This window comes from Mesorhizobium sp. M0136 (assembly GCF_040322515.1).
Classification (GTDB): domain Bacteria; phylum Pseudomonadota; class Alphaproteobacteria; order Rhizobiales; family Rhizobiaceae; genus Mesorhizobium.
This window is the reverse complement of record NZ_JAMYTP010000034.1, coordinates 25,344-44,279: the sequence shown is the minus strand read 5'-3', so window position 1 is coordinate 44,279 and position 18,936 is coordinate 25,344. Positions and strand designations below refer to the sequence as shown.

Genomic DNA, 18,936 nt, shown 5'->3' with positions numbered 1-18,936 from the left:
ACGGCGACAAGCTGAAGGTGGTCGATCCGGGCGCGCTGATCCTGCGCCATGCCTGCACCGGCTGCGGCGTCCACATGCACGGCCCGGTCGAGCGCGACCACGCTTTCAAGGGGCTGTCCTTCATCCATCCGGAACGCTTCCAGGAGGATGGCTGGTCGCCGCCGGGCTTCACCGCCTTTGTCTCGTCGATCATTGAATCCGGTGTCGATCCGAGCCGCATGGACGGCATAAGGTCACAGCTGAAGTCGATCGGGCTCGAACCTTATGATTGCCTCAATCCTGGCCTGATGGACTATATCGCCACCTGGACGGCCAAGAGATCCGGCGCGTTGCCGGCCTAGTAGCCGCTCGACTATCATCGATCGAGCCGGGCGACGCCGCCCGGCACGATCACGTGCAGGTGCGGACGGTGGGTCATCGCGGAGCCTTGCCTGTGAAGGACGGCGGTGATGCCGATACGGGGCGCCGAGAGCGTAGGCCTCGACGCCCTAGTTTTCAGGCATTGCCCATTTCAATCGCCTCGACTGCGCCATTGGCCTGCGCCCAGCGCGAAGATCGGCCACGGCTTTTGGTCGAGGGAATGGGCAATTGGATCCCATCCTATCGGCGGAGAGATAGACACTCGAAGATCGGGCCCATTAGACTAAGTTTTATGGGCCTGATAGATAATGATTATCATGAGCTGCCAATGATCGGCGAGCATGCCAGTGCGGTGGAGGGGCTTCCACCCATCCACAAGGACCCCTTCGATCGGATCCTGATTGCTCAATCGATTGTGGAAGGCATCAGATTGCTGACCGTCGACGATCTGGTCGCGCAGTATCCTGGGCCTGTCCGTCGTCTCTGACCGAGGTGGCCCGAGCGGTGGGCTAGGCGGTTGAAGTCAGCTATCGCTTCAGACCACCCATGAACGCCTTTACGCGAGCAGAGTCGACCTGGTTCCACCAGACGCCGTCGTGCTTCAGCGCGCTGGCGATGATGACCCCGTCGACAATGGCGAGGATGTCGTTGGCATTGTCCGGCGTCACGCCGCTTCCGACCAGCGTCGGCAGGCCGGCGGCCTGCTTGATCATGCTTATGTAGCCCAAATCCGCGGCGTGGCCGGTGCGCTGGCCGGTGGCGATGATGGCATCGGCATCGAAGAAGACCAGGTCCTTGACCAGTTCCTCCACCGGACGGTCGGCGACGATGGCATGTGCGCCGTGTTTGACATGGGCATCGGCGAAGATGCGGATGCCGTTGGCGCGCAGCCTGGCGCGGTAGCGCGCCGCGCGGCCCGACTCGCCCTCGACAAAACCCTCATTGGCGACATAGGCGTTCGCCCATTGATTGACGCGGACGAAACCGGCGCCGGCAGCGCTGGCGATCGCCAAGGCCGGGATCGCGGCATTGGCCAGCACGTTGATGCCGACCGGCCTGCCGAGCTCACGGCGGATGCGGTCGGAAACGACCGCCATATAGGCCGCCGTCTCCGGCCCGATATCGTCAGGCTTGGCGAAAGGGATGTCGCCATGGTTCTCGACGATGACGCCGTCGCAGCCGCCGTCGAGATAGACTTTGGCGTCATCGAGCCCGCGCTGGTAGATCACCTCCACGGCCTCGCCGTCATAGCGCGGCGCGCCGGGCAGGGGCGCCAGGTGAACGACGCCGATCACTACCTTGGTGCGGCCGAAAAGGTGCAAGAGCGCGTCGCCGCCGGATTGGCCGATCTGGATCATGAGAGCTCCATTTGCTCGATGAGCACCGCCATCTCGGAGGCGGAAGGACAGGATGCCAGCGTGCCCGGCCGTATCACGGCGATTGCGGCGGCCGCCAGCGCAAGCTCCAGCGCCGAGGTGACCAACATGCCCCGCGCAAGCCCGCCGGCGAGACAGCCGCAGAACACATCGCCGGCGCCGCTGGTGTCGAGCGCCTCGACCTGCGGGGCCGGCAAACGAAGCGGCTCTTCCTGGCCCGGGCCAAGCACGAGACAGCCTGCCGCGCCGAGCGTGATGATGACGGTGCCTGCACCTTTGGCCACCAGCGCGTCGGCGGCTGCTGTCATGTCATCCCGGCCGGTCAGGGTTTTCGCCTCGGATTGGTTGACAACCAAAAACTCCGCCAGGCCAAGATCGGGAACGGATGCCGCATCGATCGGGCTGGCGTTGAGAACGGTGCGTGCGCCGTTTTCCTTTGCTGCTCTGAGGCTGGCATCGGTCGCGGCGGCACGCAAATTTCCCTGGCAGACGAGGATGTCGCCGGGAGCGATCCAGCGGACAAGTGCTGTTTGCGCCACCGGATCGAACGCTTCGCTGCAGGCAACGCCGCTGACGATGAAATTCTCGCCGCCTCGATCGACGACGATGGTCGAGCGGTCGCTCGGCAGCTCGAATTCGCTGACCTCGAGGTCTGACAGTTCGCTGTCGAGGCGGCTCCTGATCCATGTGCCTTCGCGGTCCTTGCCGAGCGCCGTCCAGAACGTCACCTCTGCACCAGTCCGCGCTGCTGCGACCGCTTGGTTGGCACCCTTGCCGCCGAGCCCGTCGGCATAGCTCACGGCATTCAAAGTCTCGCCCGCGGCAGGGAGGCGGCCGACGCGAAACATGGTATCGATGCAGGCATTGCCGACGACGTGGACATGCATGGCTCAGCTCTCGCCGGTCGCCCAACCCAGCATCTGTTCGAACAGGGTCTTGTAGCCTGGCCAGGCGATGAACTGCGGCGGCAGCCAATGCGGCCCGACATCGGATGTCCAGGCCACGGTGCGGCCCTTGCCGTAATGGCCGGTGACAAGCAGCGGCAGCGAACCATAATCCGACGATACGCTGGCCAGAACTTCCACATCGTCCTTCAGTGTCACCTCGTTGAAGCCGAGCAGGATCGGCCAGTCCGAACCGAGGCCGCTGAGGATAGGATGTGTCGACCCTGGTTTCGGCACCGGGGCAAAGCCTTCGGGAACCTCGACGCGGTCGTCGTAGGCCAGGCAGTTCACCGGCAGCACGTCCTCGATTGGCGTCTTGCGGTAGCGCGCGCCGCCATTGATGCCCTGGAAGCTGTAGTAACCGCCGAACATTAACAGACCGCCGCCGTCGCTGACGTAATCGCGGAGCAGGCGCAGGCGGTTCGGCGTCGGCTTGGAGTGGACCCAGGTGTCGGGATGCAGCAGCAGGGTGTTGGCGCCAATGTCGGAGAGCACGACCGCGTCATAGGCCGACAGCGCCTCCATCGTCTGAGGAAAGCCGCGCTGCGCCTCGTGCGCCGGCATGAAGGTGACGTCGAAATCGGTCGCCTTGAGCGCGCCCAGCAGTTCGTCGGCGCCGGTGTGATAGGTGACAGTCGGGAACTGGTCGAAACCCTTGATGTGGGTCGCGGTCGACACCCAGGATTCGCCGGCAAGCAGGATCTTCTTCTTGGACATTTGAACTCCCGTGTAGTTCCAGGCCGCTTAGAGCCGCGCGAACACGCTTTTCGGATTGGCGATCAGCATGCGGTCGATGGCCGCCTGCTCGACGCCATGCCGTTTCAGGCGCGGTATGAAATGCTTCAGGATATAGCCATAGCCGAAGCCGCCGAAGCGCGTCAGCATGATCTTGAGGAACACATCCTGCGACAATAGCAGGCGGTCGCCGAAGCCGGCCTCGACAAGGGCGGCGATGGCGCGTGCGTTCTCCTCGTCGGAGGGCGATTGCGCATCCTGGTCGGCATAATAATAGTCCATGCCGATCATGTCGTATTCGAGGAACGCGCCGCGCCGGGCGAGGCTTTTCTGGTAATCGGGATCGTCGTGGCTCGGGTTCATGTGGCAGAGCACCGTGTGGCGAAGATCGGCGCCCTCGGCCTCGACGATATCGAGCACGTCGTGCGCCAGCCGCTCCCAGCCAGGCAGATGGATCGACAGCGGCACGCCGGTGATGCGCGAAGCGCGCGCCGAAGCTCGTAGCGACTTGCGTTCCTCTGCGGTGAAATCCTTGCTGACGCCGACCTCGCCGATCAGCCCGGCCATGATCGGCGGCTGCGTCTCGCCGCCGCCGACATCGTTGACGATGAACTCGGTCACGGCGTCGACATCCATGGCCTTCAGCCATTCGGGATGAGTATGCTCGAGATAGAACCCGGTGCCCATGACGATCTTGAGGCCGGACATGCGGCTGATGCGGGCGAGCTGTTCGGGGTCACGGCCGATGCCGATATTGGTGGCGTCGGCGACGGTGTGGCCGCCCAGCGCGCGATAGCGCTGCAGTTCCGACAGCGCCAGGTCGGCGTCGTCGAGCGAGACATTGTCGCGGTTGACGTAAGGGTTCATGCGCAATTCGCCGATGATCTCGATGTTCACCGGCTGCTCGGCGATCGCCATGTCATTGGGATGGCAGGGGCATTTCCAGCTGCGCGCGCCGTCGAGCAATATGTGCTCGTGCATCAGCGTGATGCCCATCTCCTCGACCGGAACCGGGCCGAGCACGGTCATCACTTGGCCGGTTTCGACCCCGATTGGCAACCGCTGCCTGGGCGCTGCGTCATCGAACAGACCACTCATCGGCTCAACGGCTCCGCACGGCGCCGCGGAACAGGCGGAAGTTCAGCCAGATGGCGATCAGGATGATCGTTCCGGTGACGATCGGCGTCAGGAAGGGCGACAGATGCGCCAGGATCAGGCCGTTGCCGATGACGGCCACGGTCAGCGCGCCGAGCACCGTACCGATGATCGTTCCACGGCCGCCGAACAGGCTGGTGCCGCCGAGCACGACGGCGGCGATGACTTCCAGCTCGAAACCCTGTCCGGCATTTGAAGATCCCGATCCAAGCCGGGCAGCAATGATGATGCCGGCAAGGGCCGCCGCGGTGGCGGAAATCACATAGACGAAGAGCGTCGTCTGCCGCGTGTTGACGCCGGCACGCCGCACCGCCTCGGCGTTGGCGCCGATGCCGGTGACATAGCGGCCGAACGGCGTCTCGTTGAAGGCGAGATAGGCGATGGCCAGGATCGCCAGCGCGATCAGCGCCGGCACCGGCACGCCAAGAAACCAGGCGCGGCCGAGCACGGTGAAAGCGCTTCCGGGCTCGATGGGGATGGAATAGCCGCCGGTGATCAGCAGCGCCACGCCCCGGATCACCGAAAGCCCGGCAAGCGTGACGATGAAGGACGGGATGCCCTCATAGGCGACGAAATAGCCCTGCACCGCGCCAAGCAGGGCACCGAGCGCGAGCATCACGAGGATAACGACTGGCCACGGCAGGTCAAACTGCAAAAGTGTCGCCGACAGCGTCGCCACCAGCGCCAGCACGGAGCCGACCGAAAGATCGATGCCGCCGGTGGTGATGACGAAAGTCATTGCCGCGGCAACGATCAGCAGAGGCGCCGACTGCCGCAGGATGTTCAACAGATTGGGCGATGTCAGAAACGCGTCGGTCGCAACCGAGAAGATGATGCATACGACCAGAAAGAACAGCGCGATCGAGACGACACTGCCATTGGCGAGGAGCGCATCGCGCCAGGTGCCCTTGCGTACACGTGAGGGCTGGGCGGCGTGGATCGCGTCGCTCATGCCGGCGCTCTACCGCGGTAGCCGTTGGTGGCGGAACGCGCATTGAACTTGCGGCCGACGATCAGATTCACCACGTCCTCGATGTTGGTCTCGCCGATCAGCCGCTCGGCTACGTTGCGCCCTTCGTACATGACCTGGATGCGGTCGCAGACGAGGAACAGATCCTGCAGCCGGTGGGTGATCAAAATGACGCTGACACCGCGCGCACTGACCGCGCGGATCAGTTCGAGCACCGCCTCGACTTCGGCCACGGCAAGCGCTGCCGTCGGCTCGTCCATGATCAGCACGGCCGGCTCGAACGAGGCGGCACGGCCGATCGCGATCGACTGGCGCTGCCCGCCGGAGAGGTTTTCGACCTTGAGTCGCGTGTCGGCAATGACAATGCCGAGCCGATCGAGCATCTGGCGCGTCTCGTCATGCATGCGCTTTTTGTCGAGAAAGGAAATGCCTGCGATGCGGCGGCGCGGCTCGCGGCCGAGAAACAGATTGCCGGCGACGTCGACCGTGTCGCATAGCGACAGGTCCTGGTAGACCATCTCGACGCGCGCCGCACGTGCGTCCGCCGGCGAGCTGAAGATCACCGGCTTGCCGTCGATTTCGATGGTGCCGGCGTCGGGAACCACTGCCCCCGACAGCACCTTGCTCAATGTCGACTTGCCGGCGCCATTGTCGCCGACCAGCCCCAGCACCTCGCCCGGCTTCAGCGTCAGCGATACGTCATCGAGCGTCTGGATGGCGTTATAGCGCTTTGAGATGCCGCTCATTCGCACCCGATAGGTCTGGCCACTGCTCATCTGGGATTCCACGCGATTGCAAGGTGCCCGCGGCGCAGCCTCAGGCGACGCCGCGGCCCGGTCGCCGACGCAGTTTACTTGAACATCGCGCGGTATTGGTCGACATTCTTCTTGGTCACGATCGTCACCGGGATGTTGATGATCGGATCGATTTTCTCGCCCTTCTTGAGCTTGCCCAGCGCTTCGACCGCAGCCTTGCCTTCGCCGGCTGGATCCTGCTGCACGACCGCGACCACCCAGCCGTCGTCGATGCCCTGAACGGCCTGCTTGGTCAGATCCCAGCCGAATACCTTGACGTCGCCGGTGCGGCCCTGGCTGGTCACGGCCGAAACTGCGCCGAGCAAGGCCGGCTCTCCGGTTGCATAGAGCGAGTTCATGTCCGGATTGGCAGTCATCAGGTTTTCCGAAGCGCTCAACGCGGTCTCCTGAACGTTCTGGCCGTCGACCGTGTCGAGGAAGGTGACGGCCTGGCCGCTTTCGGTCACCGCCTTCTTGAAGCCGTCGAGCCGCTGGTTCTGGATGAATGAATTGAGTGCGCCCACGATACCGATCTTGGCCTTGCCGCCCATCTCGGTCTTCACATAGTCGGCGTAGAATTTTCCGATGTCCTCGCCGGCCTTGGTGTTGTCGACGCCGATGAACGAAATATTGTCGCCGTCGGGGATCTGCGCGTCGATGGCTATGACGGGAATGCCGGCCGCCTTGGCTGCGGTGATCGCAGGCTTGACGCCGTTGACGTCGATGGCGACTAGAATGATGCCGTCGACTTTCTGCGTGATGTAGTTCTCGATCGCGTCGTTCTGCGCGCTCGGCACATTATTGGCGTTGAAAATGACCAGCTTGGCGCCAGCCGAGTCGGCTGCCTTTTGCGCACCCTCGTTGATCTGGTTGAAGAACAGGGCCTGCTGGTTGATGTTGACGAGAGCGAACGTATCGGCAAGCGCCGATCCCATGGCTGCCGAGCCCATGGCAATGGCGGCGGCACAGCCGGCGAGAAGTTTGAACAGACGCATTTCGGTTCCCCTTGCTTGCGGACCAGACCTCTGCTGGTCCCGTTGGTGCTACAGCACGAGGCAACCATTCAAGAGACTTGAATATTTGTCAATCCAAATGAACGCCGAGCGTTGCTCAGAAAGTCGCCGGCGTGTTGACCCAGAAAATGCTAGCGCGTTCCTCGCCGATGTTGCGGTAATGATGCGGCAGCTCCGACCTGAACACGAAGGCATCGCCCGTGGCGAGAGCATGGCTCTTGCCGTCGACGATCAACTCGATCCGGCCGGCGAGCACATAGCCGACTTCCTCGCCGGCATGCTGGATCGGACCTTCGCTCGAGCCCTCTGCCTCGATGTGATGGATGTTGCATTGTAGAAGGTGGCCAGGCGAATACGGAATGATGCGTTCGAGCGAAATTCCTTCGCCACGCCGTAGCGCGTCGAGCGCAATCAAAGGCCTTGCGCCCGCCCGGAATACGATCGCCTCGTCGTCATCGACTTGCTCGAACATCCAGCCGATGTTTGTGTCGAGAACCTCGACCAGACGGTGAAGCATGGGCAGGGACGGCGAAGCCTTGCCGTTCTCGATCTTGGACAGCAGGCTTTCCGAGCAATTCGCAGCCTCGGCCAGCGTCTTCAGCGTCATGCCGCGTGTCTGGCGGGCGAGGCGCAGCCGAGTTCCAAGTCTCGCGGCATTTACGGTGGCGTCCGTTTCTGACTCTGGCCGCCGTCGATCGATTTTGTTCATCTGTTCGCCAACCATTCAACGGTCAAGGGCAACTATCGCGCGAGCAAAAGACCTCGGCCGAGGATTTGCAAGTGCTGATGCATCAAATTCGAGACTGCAGCCGCAGCTACCGCATCCGGCGAATGCCGCTGCCGCATGAACCGTGCTGATGATCCCGCGCCAGTAATCCCCTATCGCTTGGCTGCCCATCGGGGCCGAAATCGTCACCACTACCGCGTTGCGTCACGTGGCGAGTGGGACTTGGGCAATGCGGGCGAGGCGGGCCACACAGCCAATCTACACAACCACGGCCGTGCCGACACGATAAAATCTAGACTGTCACCGAATTTGCGGAGTCCGCCAGAAGTCACCCGCGGCAGCGCCCCTGGAGTTACGCGCCGGGGCGCGCTGGCTCTCGGTAGCGGCGATGCACTCAATGAAATCCCTGGGGCAGTCGCGCACCGCCTGAGCTTCGACAATTTTGAAGAAAGTCCGACAGAATTAATGGACTAGACCTTGCGGATGTGGATTGCGGAAGCGACGCGCGGCTAATGCTTTAGAAGTATAGACACATCGACACGAGGTGCGAAGAAGCAACGCCAATACAGCTGATTGGTTACAGCATATTTATTTTCGCATATGTGGTATTGACCGTCCGGGGATTCCTGTACACGGTCCCGTGGGATGGTGAAATTATGCGGCAAATAGGTGTACCCGCCGTCTACCCTGGACCGCACCGAAGACCGAGGTATGGCGCGGCAATCTGAACCGCCGCAGCACTTGAATTTGGTCTGCGGGTCAATCTTATCTTCGTACCAATCATGGGCGTTAGCGGCTGTAGCGGCGGCGATACACATCGCCGTGAAGATGAGCCTTCGCATGGCATTCCTCAAGTATCTGGCAGGCGCTGCTCGTTGGGGTTTCCATGTATATTAGCGTTCCATTGAAAATACCATTGGCCTCCGATCGACTTAACGCAGCTCCAGCCAGCGGCGTCGCAACGGAAGACCGCGTTGCGTCACGTCAGGACGACATTTGCGCCGAACAAAGGTCTGCTCTTGTCGCTCCGGGTTTGAAAGCCTACCGTCTGCTCTGCGCCGCATGTCGGCCGCAGAGATCAGCTTCCCCGCGTCCTGAAGCAGACATCGCAAGCGAGGACTCCGGAGGTCGCGGTTGCGCCCTTAAGCCCCGCCTGGCCGACCAGATAGAAGATCGCATTGGCCTCGCCGCCCGGCATCGTCTCGCTGGATGCGGCTGTTGGGCTGGATTGCTGGCTCAGAGCGAGCAAGGGTCTCCGCTGTACCTCGACGCCGAGGTCGCGCAGATGGTGGCCGTTGCCGCGCCGCGCCGATTTTCTGGAGTGATAAGCCGCGCCCGACGCGGCGAATTCGTAACCCTACTCGGCGGCCGTCTCCGCTGGCGCCCCTGCCGGCCGCGAAGGCTCGGCCTCGGCACGGGGCTTGCGCCGTGAAAACAGCGACCTGAGCGTGACGTAGAACACCGGCGTCAGGAACAGGCCGACGAAGGTGACGCCGAGCATGCCGGAGAATACCGCGGTGCCGAGCGACTGGCGCATTTCTGCGCCCGGGCCCGTTGCGATCATCAGCGGCACGACGCCGAGGATGAACGAGAAGGCGGTCATCAGGATCGGCCGCAGCCTGAGCCGGCAGGCTTCGACGGCAGCCTCGGCGGCCGACAGCCCGCGTTCCTGCGCCTGCCGCGCGAATTCGACGATCAGGATCGCGTTCTTGGCGGCAAGCCCGATTAGCACGATGAGGCCGATCTGCACGAGGATGTTGTTGTCCAGCCCTCGGAACGACACGCCGAGCAACGCCGCGAGCACGCCGAGCGGCACCACCAGCACAATGGCGAACGGCAGCACCAAGCTTTCATATTGCGCCGCCAGCGCCAGGAACACGAACAGCACCGAAAGTCCGAAGATATAGAGAGCGGCATTGCCTGTGTTGCGCTCCTGATAGGCGAGCTCGGTCCATTCATAGGAGGTACCGGCCGGCAGCGTCTTTGCCGTGATCCCTTCCATCAATGCCAGCGCGTCGCCTGTGGAAACGCCGGGCGCGGCGTTGCCCTGCAGCGGCACCGAGACGTACATGTTGTAGCGCTGGACCAGCGCCGGGCCAGTGGCGTCGCGGATCTCGACCAACGTGCCGAGCGGAACCAGCGCGCCGGTCGCGGAGCGCACCTTCAGTTTCAAGATGTCGGCGCGATCTAGGCGGAACGCCTGGTCGGCCTGCGCCCGCACCTGGTAGACGCGCCCGAAAGCGTTGAAGTCGTTGACGTAGGCGGTGCCCAAATTGATCGACAGCGTCTCGAAGATGTTGGGGATCGGCACGTTCAGGATGCGCGCCTTGTCGCGATCGATCGCCAGGAAGAATTGCGGGCTCGACACGGAGAAGGTGGTGAACACGCCCGTCAGCCCCGGCGTCTTGTTGGCCTTGCCGGCGATTTCGTAGGCAAGCGCCAGGATCTGCCGCATGTCGGCGCTGTTGCGCTCCTGGATCTGCAGCTTGAAGCCGCCGGCATTTCCGACGCCGCGGATCGGCGGCGGCGGCAGTGCGATAATGAAGGCTTCCTTGATGCTTTGCAGGCTGCCGAACAGATTGCCGATGACCTGGGTCGCCGACTGGTCGGCTTTCAGTCGCTCGTCAAACGGTTTGAACCTGGCGAAGATCACTCCCGCATTGCTGGCGTTGGTGAAGGTCGCGCCGGAGAAGCCGGCGAAGGCGACTGCGTAGTCGACGCCGGGCGTTTTCTGGATGATCTGCGACGCCTGCTGGATGACCGCATCGGTCCTCGACAACGAAGCGCCGTCCGGCAACTGGACGACGACGATCGCATAGCCCTGGTCAAGCGACGGAATGAAACCGCGCGGCACCGCCTGCACCATGTAGACCGTGGCGTAGATGAGGCCCGCGAAAACGGCCAGCATGGCGGCGATCGTTATCCACGAGCCGATCAGCACGCGGATGATGCTCGAATACCAGTGGGCGACCCTGTCGAAGCCGCGATTGAAGCCGTCGGCGAGCGCCCGTCCGAACCGCGCCAGGAAAAAGCGCGGCGGCGCCGCCGCGGCGTGGTGCGGCTTGAACAGCAGTGCGGCCAGCGCCGGCGAAAGCGTCAGCGAATTGAATGCCGAGATCGCCGTCGACACCGCGATGGTGATCGCAAACTGCAGGTAGAACTGCCCAGAAATGCCGGGGATGAAGGCTGTCGGTACGAACACGGCTATCAGCACCAGCGAGATCGCGATGACCGCGGTTCCGACTTCGTCCATGGTCAGGTGCGACGCCGGATTGGGCGCCAGCCCTCTGGCGATATTGCGCTCGACGTTCTCGACCACGACGATCGCATCGTCGACGACGATGCCGATCGCCAGAACGAGGCCGAACAGCGTCAGCATGTTGAGCGAGAAGCCGGCGGCGTAAAGCACCGCCAGCGTGCCGATCAGCGACACGGGGATCGCCACGATCGGCACGATCGCCATGCGCCACGATTGCAGGAAGACGATAATGACGATGATGACCAGCAGCATCGCTTCCAGGATTGTCTTGTAGACCTCCTGGATCGACTCGGCGACGAACTCGGTCGGATTGTAGACGATGTCGTAGCTCAGCCCCTTCGGGAAGTCGCGGGAAAGCTCCTTCATCTTGTCCTGGATCTCCGCGGCTGCGGCAAGCGCATTGGTGCCCGGCCGCTGGAAGATGGCGAGCGCCACCGCCGGTTTGCCGTTGAGATAGGAGTTGGTGACGTAATCCTTGGCGCCGAGCTCGATGCGCGCCACGTCCTGCAGCGAGATCAGGCGGCCGTCGGCGGCCGATTTGACGATCACGTATCGGAAATCGCGTGCGTCCTTGAAGCGGCCTTGCGTGGTGACCGTGTACTGGAACGCCGTGCCGGTGCTGGTCGGCGGCGCGCCGATCGAGCCACCGGACACCTGGACGTTCTGGTCGCGCAGCGCCTGCACCACATCGCCCGAGGTCATCCCCAGGGCGGACAGTTTTTCCGGATCGAGCCAAATGCGCAGCGAATATTCGCGTTCGCCGAAGATGATGAGGTCGCCGACGCCGTCGAGTCTGAGCAGTATGTCGCGCACCCGCGAGCGGGCGTAGTTCGAGACGTAGAGCTGGTCGTAGGTATTGTCGGGCGACAGCATGTGCACGACCATCATCAGGTCGGGCGAGCTCTTGGTGGTGGTGATGCCAAGGCGCCGGACTTCTTCGGGCAGGCGCGGCTCGGCGACCGACACGCGGTTCTGCACCAGCACCTGCGCCTGGTCGAGATCGGTGCCCAGCTTGAATGTGATGGTCAGCGCCATCGCCCCGTCGCCCGACGAATAGGACGACATGTAGAGCATGCCCTCGACGCCGTTGATCTCCTGCTCGATCGGCGTTGCCACCGTCGCTGCGACCGTCTCGGCGTCGGCGCCCGGATACTGCGCGCGAACGACGATGGTCGGCGGCGCGATCTCGGGATATTGCGCGACCGGCAGCTGGGTATAAGCAATCCCGCCGAGGATCAGCAGGACGACCGAAACGACCGATGCGAAGATCGGACGGTCGACGAAGAAATGTGCGAACCTCATTGCTGCAACTCGGCGATCTCGGCCTTGGGCGGCAACGTTACCATCTCGACCTTCACCTTGGTGCCGGGCCTGGCGTGCATCAGCCCGTTGACGATGATCGTCTCGTTGCCGGTCAGGCCCCCGCGGATCACCCGGTAGCCGTCAAGAAGCGGGCCGGTGCGCACGGGCTTCGCCGACACCATCCCGGCCTCATCCACCAGGAACACGATGCGGCGATCCTGATCGGCGCCGATCGCCTCGTCGGGCACCAGCACGCCGCTATGCGGCAGCGACCCCGGCACGTTGATGCGCCCGAACATGCCTGGCTGGAGAATGCCGTCGGTGTTGGGAAACCTTGCACGCACCCGCATGGTGCCGGTCGCGTTGTCGATCCGGTTCTCGGCAAAATCGAGCTTGCCTTTGAATACCGCCTCCGTGCGGTCGGCGACGCGAACCACCACCTCGAGCCCGCCGGCGCCTTCCTGCATGCTGCCGCCGCGCTCCTTCGCGTCGCGGGCGTAGCTGAAATACAGACGCTCATCGACGTCGAAATAGAAGTCAATCGGATCGCGCGTAACGATGGTCGTCAGCAAGGTGGAATCCGGCTGCACGAGGTTGCCGACCGACACCAGCCGGCGGTCGATGCGGCCGGACAAGGGCGCCTTGATCTCGGTGAATTCCATGTTCAGGCTGGCCGTCGTCAGCGCAGCCGTCGCGCCCTGCATCTGCGCCTGCGCCGAAAGGTATTCCCGCCGGCGGTCGTCGAGCGTCGCGGTTGAGATATTGCCGGTCTTGGCGAGTTCGTCGGCGCGATCCAGCTGCATCTTGGAGAATTCGAGCAGACTCTTGGCGACGTCCACTTGCGACTTGGCGGCATCATAAGCCGCCTGGTACGGACGCTGGTCAATGGTGAAGAGCAGGTCTCCCTTGTTGACCAGTGCGCCGTCCTGGAAGCTGACCTTGTCCAGATAGCCGCTGACGCGCGAACGGATGGCGACCTGGTCGACGGCTTCGAAGCGCCCGACGAACTCGTCGTCTTCGACGATTTCACGGACCACCGGCTTGGCCGCCGTCACCACGGGTAGCTGCTGGTCCTGCGCAAACGCAGTGCTGAAAGCCATGCCGAGCAGGAATGTCGCCGACACGGCTGCGCGGGCAAGCCAGTCGGCCGATCGACGGGCTCGCCCGCCCGCGTCGCGATGCAATTGCCCATTCTCTAGGGTGTCCATTTGCGTCCCCGCTCGCTGGACCCGGAGGCCGGTTGATCCGCTTCTACGTTCAGGCTACTCGTCGAAATCAGAGCACTGCAGTGTTGTGCATGGCAAGATGATCATTTTCCATGTGAGCTGAAATGTCCACCCTGTGGCTGCTCCGCCACCCAGGACTGGCGACGCAGATCCACCGGGCGATCCGGGATGGCATTGAGACGGGGAGCGGCTAGACCTGGGAGCAGACCTTGGTCCCGTCGGGCTGAACGTCCGCAATCCTTCTTCAAACGTTAAAGCCGCACCGCTTCCGGCCCGAAACGGTCATTCCGGATGACAGGCTGCGTGAAGCGGTCCGCGCGGTGCAGGGTGGCGCAAGACCATGGTTCAGTCGAAGAAGCCCGCATCTTCTTCCCGGAGATACTTCCTGGCTGCCTCGGCGTCGATATCGAGGCCCAGCCCCGGCGCTTCCAGCAGGTCCACCATGCTGTCCTTCACGATCTGCGACGGCAGGCCGATTACGAGGTCCTCCCACCAGGGGTCGGAAGCGCTCGGGTATTCAAACGCGAGGTAGTTGGCGGGCAGGGTGGCGCAGACATTGATCAGCGCGCCGAGACCTAGAAGGCCGTTCGCGGTGCCGTGCGGTGCCATCAGGATCGAGTGCATATAGGCGTGCTCGGCGACCCATTTGAGCTCGGCAATGCCGCCAATATCGGCCGGATCGGGGCCGATGACGCGCACCGCCTGCGTTTCGATCAGCTCCTTGAAATTGTGCCGCAGATAGATCTGCTCGCCGGTATGAATTGGCGTCGAGGTGGAGGTGGTCAGCTCCCGATAGGCCTGCGGATTGACCCAAGGCACATAGTCGCCGGTCAGCATGTCCTCGAGCCACATCAAATTGTACTTCTCGACCGCGCGAGCGAACTTGATCGCATCGGGCAGCATCCAGCCAGGGCCGCAGTCGAGCGCCAGGCTGACCTTGTCGCCCATCACTTCCTTCATCGCGATCACGCAGTCGAGCATGTGGTTGAAACCGCGTTCGCTGATTACGCCCTGATCCATGGCACCGTGATAGCCAGCCTTCTTCTGCGTCACGCCGTAATGGAAGCCCTCGACGGTGTCCTTCATGTTGGAGTGGAACGAGATCCCTTGCTTGATCATGAAGAAGTTCTGCGGCTGCTCCATCATCCATTTCACGTCAGCGGCGTAATCCTCCGGCCGGTCCCCCGTTCGCTTCTGGCGGATCGAGCCGTTATAGACGCGCACCTTGTCGCGCACCTTGCCGCCGAGCAGTTTGTAGGCCGGCACGCCTGCGGCCTTGCCGGCTATGTCCCACAGCGCATGCTCGATAGCGCTTACCGCCGCGCCATAGGGCTTGAAAGAGCCGCGTTGGCGGATCTTCAGCATCACCCGCTCGACGTCGGTCGGGTCCTCGCCGATCAGCGCCTCGCGGAAATGCAGCACCCAGGGTTTGAGGTAGGTCTTGGTGAACTCGACTTCGCCAAGGCCATAGAGGCCCTCGTCGGTAACGATGCGGACGATGGGATGTTTGCCGATGACGGCGCAGCGGAGGTCGGTGATCTTCATCTTCGGTTCTTTTCGCCTCAGCTCCAGGTGCGGTCCCAGGAATACTCGTTGTCCCAGTGATCCGTGGGCTGCCAGATGCCGGTGACACCTGGCTGCAGATGCTGCGAGATCACCTCGTCGACGACGTCGTCAATCCCCAGGCCAGGTTTGTCCGGAACAGTGATAAAGCCGTCCTTCACGAGCGGCTTGGGAACGCCGGTGACGATATCGTCCCACCAGTCGACATCGGCAGAGTGGTATTCGAGCGCCATGAAGTTTTCGGTCGCGGTCGCGACATGTGCCGCGGCCATTGCGGCGATTGGACTTTCGGCCATATGGATGGCCATTGCGACGCCGTGGTCCTGCGCCATGTCGCCGATCTTCTTGGTCTCGAGGATGCCCCCGCTGGTGAGCAGGTCCGGGTGGACAATGGAGACGCCGCCGCTCTTGAGCAGGGGCTCGAAACCCTCCTTAAGGTAGATGTCCTCGCCGGTGCAGATCGGCACCGTGGTGGCGGCCTGCAGTTGCCGGTACTGCTCGGTGTACTGCCATGGGATCACATCCTCGAGCCAGGCCGGCACGTATTTTTCAATCCGCCTGGCGAGCCGAATTCCGTTCTGCAGCGAGATGTGGCCGACGTGGTCAATGGCGAGCGGAATATCCATGCCGATCACATCGCGAACCTCGGCAATGTACTGCTCAAGCAGGTCGAGGCCCTTGTCGGAAAAGTGGAGGCCGGTAAACGGATGGCGGACGTTGTGCAAATCGTAGGCGGCATTGCGGGCGCGTCGCTCCTCAAGGGTCTTGACGGGGCCGCGGCCGGGATGGACGCGGTACCCTTCAAGTGAGCCGGCAGGGGACACGACCGCACCGGGGACATCCGCGATCTGCATCAGCCCCAGATCCATCTTGAGGAAGGTGAAGCCGAGCGCCATGCGCTGCTTGAGACGCTTGCCGGTCTCGGTGCCGCTCGGCACGGTAGCGTCGGTGTCGCAATAGACGCGCACCTTCTCCCGAAACCGGCCGCCGAGCATCTGGTAGACGGGCACGCCGTAGGCCTTGCCGGCGAGATCCCACAACGCAATTTCGACCGCCGAGACGCCGCCGCCTTGCCGGCCGTGCCCACCAAACTGCTTGATCCGGCGAAACAGGCGGTCGATGTCGCAAGGGTTCTCGCCAAGCAGCCGGCTCTTCAGCATCAGCGCGTAGGCGGCACTGGCGCCGTCGCGCACCTCGCCAAGCCCGACGATGCCCTGGTTGGTGTAGATCTTGAGCAGGGTCGAGGTGAACGGCGCGCCGACGATTTCGGCTACCCGCATGTCGGTGATGCGAAGCTGGGATGGCTTGGAGTTCACGTTCACCCGATTGAGCGCTTCGTCGGCGCCACCTGTCTTTGCCATGACTTATCCTCGTTTCGGCTTGTCGCCCCGCACCCTGCGCCGGCACACAGTGTTGCTAGCCCAGCTTGATCTCGTGGGCCTGCAGGTAGTCGCGGTCCATCTCAATGCCGAGACCAGGCTTCGACGTCAGCTTGAGGCTGCCGTTCGAAATGTCGAGTGGTCTGTCGATCAGGTGATCGTATTTGCCCAGGTTCCACTCCGATGTTTCGAGTTTGTAGAAGTTGGGAACAGTCATCATCACCTGCGCTCCCGCAACCACGTTGATTGGTCCCGCGGCGTCATGTGGCGAGACCGGCACGTAGTAGGCTTCGCAGAGCGCAGAAATTTTCTTGAGTTCGGTAATGCCGCCGGTCCAGGTAACGTCGGGCATGATGTAGTCGGCGAGCCTGTTCTCAAGTACCGGCACGAAATCCCATTTCGTGTGGCCGCGCTCGCCCCATGAGATAGCGGTATTGACCTTCTCACGAACCTGCTTGAGCGCGTTAAGGCTCTCGGGCGGGCAGGGCTCCTCAAACCAGTCGATCTGGCCGGCCTCCTCGAGGCTCCGACAGAGGCGAATGGCGGTGGGGACGTCGAAGCGGCCATGCGCATCGATGAGAATGTCGACATCGGGTCCTGCCGTTTCGCGGATCAGAGCCGTGAGTTCGGCGGCTTCGCGCTCGTCCTTGCGGGTCATGCTGCCGTCGAGGTAGCCGTCCCGCTGTTCGCGGGGCAGGCCATCGGCGCTGCGGCCCTGGTGGGGGTAGGGATCGAACTTGAGCGCAGTGTGTCCGGACTCGACAATGTCTAGAATTTCGCGGACCACAGCCTCTTTGCTGGTGAATTTGGCCTGGTTGGGATGAGTGTAGAGCGCGATTTCATCGCGTACCGGCCCGCCCAGCAGCTCGTAAATCGGCTTGCCGAGGACTTTGCCCCTGATGTCCCAGAGAGCTATGTCGATGGCGCTCACGCATTCGACGGCGGCGCCGCGGCTGCCCATGTAGGTGAAGCTGCGGAAGATCTTGTGCCAGAGATGCTCGATGCGCGCCGGATCCTCGCCTGTCACGGCGACGCCGATCTGCCGCAGGATCGTGCAGAGAGCGCGGTTGGCGAGCCTTGTCGTGGTGGTGATCTCTCCCCAGCCACTCACTCCCTCGTCGGTCGTCACTTCGACGAACAGGAACTCTCCCCAGTAGGAAGCATCGGACTTGATCAGCCACGGCCGAATGCTCGTGATTTTCATCTCAACTACCTTTGCCTGAAAATGGTCAGCTAACGATGTTCTGGACTGGACATTCTATCCGGCCCGAGCGGCGTTGCGCGCTCGCATCTGTTCCAGAATATGCCGGCCCGAACCCTCGACATGGCGGGAAACGAGTTCGGCCGCCTTGTCGGCCTCTCCCGCCTTCACAAGCGCGATGAGTTCGCGGTGCTCGCGCATGATCGCGGCACGTCGCGCCAGCGTGAAATTGAAACGACGGCTCACGGCTCGCAGCACTTCGCGATGCTTCCACCAAAGCTCGGCGGCGTGGCGGTTGTAGTGCCGTTGGTACATCACCGTGTGGAAAGCGGTATCCAGCTCACTATGCCTGAATGTGTCGGCGAAGTTGTTCTCTTCGATCAGGCCCTGGAGACGTTCGAGTTCGGCGATGTCCTCGCCGGTAGCCATGTTCACAAACCATCGTGTCAGGGCTGGCTCGATCAGAACACCGATCTCGTAGATATCCCGGACAAAATCCTGATCTATGGGTCGGACGCGCGCCCCGCGGTTGGCGACAAAGGTAACAAACCCTTCGCCGCGCAACAGTTGCAGGGCTTCGCGCACAGGATTGGTCGAAGTGCCGTGACGCCGGGCGAGATCGGTGACGACAAGCCGTTCGTTGGGGGCGAGCCGTCCCTCGATGATGTCTTCCCGGATCAATTCATAAAGCGAGGCGCCCTCGCTCGAGGCTCCGATGGGATCGGTCCCCACCGGTGGCATCGCTTTGAAATCGCTTGTTTCGGCCAAGGCCGGCTCCCCATTTTAATACATACCTTGCCCGATATCACACACGGCTTTCGCAAACAATGTACGATTCTGCGCGTTGACAGGCAATCCATGATCTGAAAACGTACCAAGCGATCGAGCGGATACACTGATCTGAAAGAAGCATCCTCGCGATCGAAACGAGC

15 protein-coding genes and 2 pseudogenes are annotated in these 18,936 nt (G+C 62.7%); 2 read left to right on the top strand and 15 right to left on the bottom strand.

All coding sequences use genetic code 11. The annotated features are described in order from the left end of the window. Nucleotides 1-341: pseudogene (locus NKJ35_RS28080) on the top strand (S-(hydroxymethyl)glutathione synthase); the annotation flags it as partial. Between the two features lie 35 nt (nucleotides 342-376). Here NKJ35_RS28080 and NKJ35_RS28075 read toward each other — a convergent pair. After that, nucleotides 377-463 (bottom strand): annotated as a pseudogene (locus NKJ35_RS28075) (transposase); the annotation flags it as partial. Nucleotides 464-580: 117 nt separating this feature from the next. On the opposite strand from NKJ35_RS28075, the gene NKJ35_RS28070 reads away from it, so the two are divergent. Further along, on the top strand, nucleotides 581-847 hold the full coding sequence (locus NKJ35_RS28070; protein WP_502904684.1) for a type II toxin-antitoxin system VapC family toxin: 267 nt from the start codon (nucleotides 581-583) through the stop codon (nucleotides 845-847). A 40-nt stretch (nucleotides 848-887) separates the two neighbouring features. On the opposite strand, the gene NKJ35_RS28065 is transcribed toward NKJ35_RS28070, so the two are convergent. The 14 genes from NKJ35_RS28065 to NKJ35_RS28000 all read right to left on the bottom strand — a co-directional run bounded on the left by NKJ35_RS28065 (nucleotide 888) and on the right by NKJ35_RS28000 (nucleotide 18,772). Beyond that, nucleotides 888-1,718, bottom strand: a complete 831-nt coding sequence (locus NKJ35_RS28065; protein WP_352650760.1) for a BtpA/SgcQ family protein — start codon at nucleotides 1,716-1,718, stop codon at nucleotides 888-890. Continuing rightward, nucleotides 1,715-2,623 (bottom strand): ribokinase, encoded by a 909-nt coding sequence (locus NKJ35_RS28060; RefSeq protein WP_352650758.1) that lies wholly within the window; start codon nucleotides 2,621-2,623, stop codon nucleotides 1,715-1,717. Before NKJ35_RS28060 ends, NKJ35_RS28065 begins: the two co-directional genes overlap by 4 nt. Before the next feature lie 3 nt (nucleotides 2,624-2,626). After that, nucleotides 2,627-3,397 carry a glutamine amidotransferase gene (locus NKJ35_RS28055; protein WP_352650756.1) on the bottom strand — a complete coding sequence of 257 codons (771 nt, stop codon included), beginning with the start codon at nucleotides 3,395-3,397 and terminating at the stop codon, nucleotides 2,627-2,629. Nucleotides 3,398-3,424: 27 nt separating this feature from the next. Continuing rightward, complete coding sequence (locus tag NKJ35_RS28050; protein ID WP_352650755.1) at nucleotides 3,425-4,513, bottom strand: phosphotriesterase family protein; 1,089 nt, start codon at nucleotides 4,511-4,513, stop codon at nucleotides 3,425-3,427. Between the two features lie 4 nt (nucleotides 4,514-4,517). Continuing rightward, complete coding sequence (locus tag NKJ35_RS28045) at nucleotides 4,518-5,522, bottom strand: ABC transporter permease (RefSeq protein WP_352650753.1); 1,005 nt, start codon at nucleotides 5,520-5,522, stop codon at nucleotides 4,518-4,520. Next, nucleotides 5,519-6,316 carry an ATP-binding cassette domain-containing protein gene (locus NKJ35_RS28040; RefSeq protein WP_352650751.1) on the bottom strand — a complete coding sequence of 266 codons (798 nt, stop codon included), beginning with the start codon at nucleotides 6,314-6,316 and terminating at the stop codon, nucleotides 5,519-5,521. Before NKJ35_RS28040 ends, NKJ35_RS28045 begins: the two co-directional genes overlap by 4 nt. Before the next feature lie 74 nt (nucleotides 6,317-6,390). Beyond that, a complete protein-coding gene (locus tag NKJ35_RS28035; protein WP_352650750.1) occupies nucleotides 6,391-7,329 on the bottom strand; it encodes an ABC transporter substrate-binding protein in 939 nt (312 codons plus the stop codon). 115 nt (nucleotides 7,330-7,444) lie between these two features. Beyond that, nucleotides 7,445-8,056, bottom strand: coding sequence for a cupin domain-containing protein (locus NKJ35_RS28030; RefSeq protein ID WP_352650748.1), 612 nt, complete (start codon nucleotides 8,054-8,056; stop codon nucleotides 7,445-7,447). A gap of 1,375 nt (nucleotides 8,057-9,431) precedes the next feature. Continuing rightward, nucleotides 9,432-12,635 carry an efflux RND transporter permease subunit gene (locus NKJ35_RS28025; RefSeq protein WP_352650746.1) on the bottom strand — a complete coding sequence of 1,068 codons (3,204 nt, stop codon included), beginning with the start codon at nucleotides 12,633-12,635 and terminating at the stop codon, nucleotides 9,432-9,434. Next, a complete protein-coding gene (locus NKJ35_RS28020) occupies nucleotides 12,632-13,735 on the bottom strand; it encodes an efflux RND transporter periplasmic adaptor subunit (RefSeq protein ID WP_352650761.1) in 1,104 nt (367 codons plus the stop codon). The genes NKJ35_RS28025 and NKJ35_RS28020 overlap by 4 nt, the downstream gene beginning before the upstream one ends. 471 nt (nucleotides 13,736-14,206) lie before the next feature. Then, nucleotides 14,207-15,406, bottom strand: coding sequence for a mandelate racemase/muconate lactonizing enzyme family protein (locus NKJ35_RS28015; protein WP_352650745.1), 1,200 nt, complete (start codon nucleotides 15,404-15,406; stop codon nucleotides 14,207-14,209). Nucleotides 15,407-15,423: 17 nt separating this feature from the next. Next, on the bottom strand, nucleotides 15,424-16,785 hold the full coding sequence (locus NKJ35_RS28010; protein ID WP_352650744.1) for a mandelate racemase/muconate lactonizing enzyme family protein: 1,362 nt from the start codon (nucleotides 16,783-16,785) through the stop codon (nucleotides 15,424-15,426). 55 nt (nucleotides 16,786-16,840) lie between these two features. After that, nucleotides 16,841-18,007 (bottom strand): mandelate racemase/muconate lactonizing enzyme family protein, encoded by a 1,167-nt coding sequence (locus NKJ35_RS28005; RefSeq protein ID WP_352650742.1) that lies wholly within the window; start codon nucleotides 18,005-18,007, stop codon nucleotides 16,841-16,843. A gap of 54 nt (nucleotides 18,008-18,061) precedes the next feature. Next, nucleotides 18,062-18,772, bottom strand: a complete 711-nt coding sequence (locus NKJ35_RS28000; RefSeq protein ID WP_352509048.1) for a GntR family transcriptional regulator — start codon at nucleotides 18,770-18,772, stop codon at nucleotides 18,062-18,064. Between the last annotated feature and the right edge of the window lie 164 nt (nucleotides 18,773-18,936).

Coding starts and splice junctions, on each gene's coding strand:
- NKJ35_RS28070 (WP_502904684.1), top strand. CDS start 581: ATGGGCAATTGGATCCCATCCTATCGGCGGAGAGATAGACACTCGAAG.
- NKJ35_RS28065 (WP_352650760.1), bottom strand. CDS start 1,718: ATGATCCAGATCGGCCAATCCGGCGGCGACGCGCTCTTGCACCTTTTC.
- NKJ35_RS28060 (WP_352650758.1), bottom strand. CDS start 2,623: ATGCATGTCCACGTCGTCGGCAATGCCTGCATCGATACCATGTTTCGC.
- NKJ35_RS28055 (WP_352650756.1), bottom strand. CDS start 3,397: ATGTCCAAGAAGAAGATCCTGCTTGCCGGCGAATCCTGGGTGTCGACC.
- NKJ35_RS28050 (WP_352650755.1), bottom strand. CDS start 4,513: ATGAGTGGTCTGTTCGATGACGCAGCGCCCAGGCAGCGGTTGCCAATC.
- NKJ35_RS28045 (WP_352650753.1), bottom strand. CDS start 5,522: ATGAGCGACGCGATCCACGCCGCCCAGCCCTCACGTGTACGCAAGGGC.
- NKJ35_RS28040 (WP_352650751.1), bottom strand. CDS start 6,316: ATGAGCAGTGGCCAGACCTATCGGGTGCGAATGAGCGGCATCTCAAAG.
- NKJ35_RS28035 (WP_352650750.1), bottom strand. CDS start 7,329: ATGCGTCTGTTCAAACTTCTCGCCGGCTGTGCCGCCGCCATTGCCATG.
- NKJ35_RS28030 (WP_352650748.1), bottom strand. CDS start 8,056: ATGAACAAAATCGATCGACGGCGGCCAGAGTCAGAAACGGACGCCACC.
- NKJ35_RS28025 (WP_352650746.1), bottom strand. CDS start 12,635: ATGAGGTTCGCACATTTCTTCGTCGACCGTCCGATCTTCGCATCGGTC.
- NKJ35_RS28020 (WP_352650761.1), bottom strand. CDS start 13,735: ATGGCTTTCAGCACTGCGTTTGCGCAGGACCAGCAGCTACCCGTGGTG.
- NKJ35_RS28015 (WP_352650745.1), bottom strand. CDS start 15,406: ATGAAGATCACCGACCTCCGCTGCGCCGTCATCGGCAAACATCCCATC.
- NKJ35_RS28010 (WP_352650744.1), bottom strand. CDS start 16,785: ATGGCAAAGACAGGTGGCGCCGACGAAGCGCTCAATCGGGTGAACGTG.
- NKJ35_RS28005 (WP_352650742.1), bottom strand. CDS start 18,007: ATGAAAATCACGAGCATTCGGCCGTGGCTGATCAAGTCCGATGCTTCC.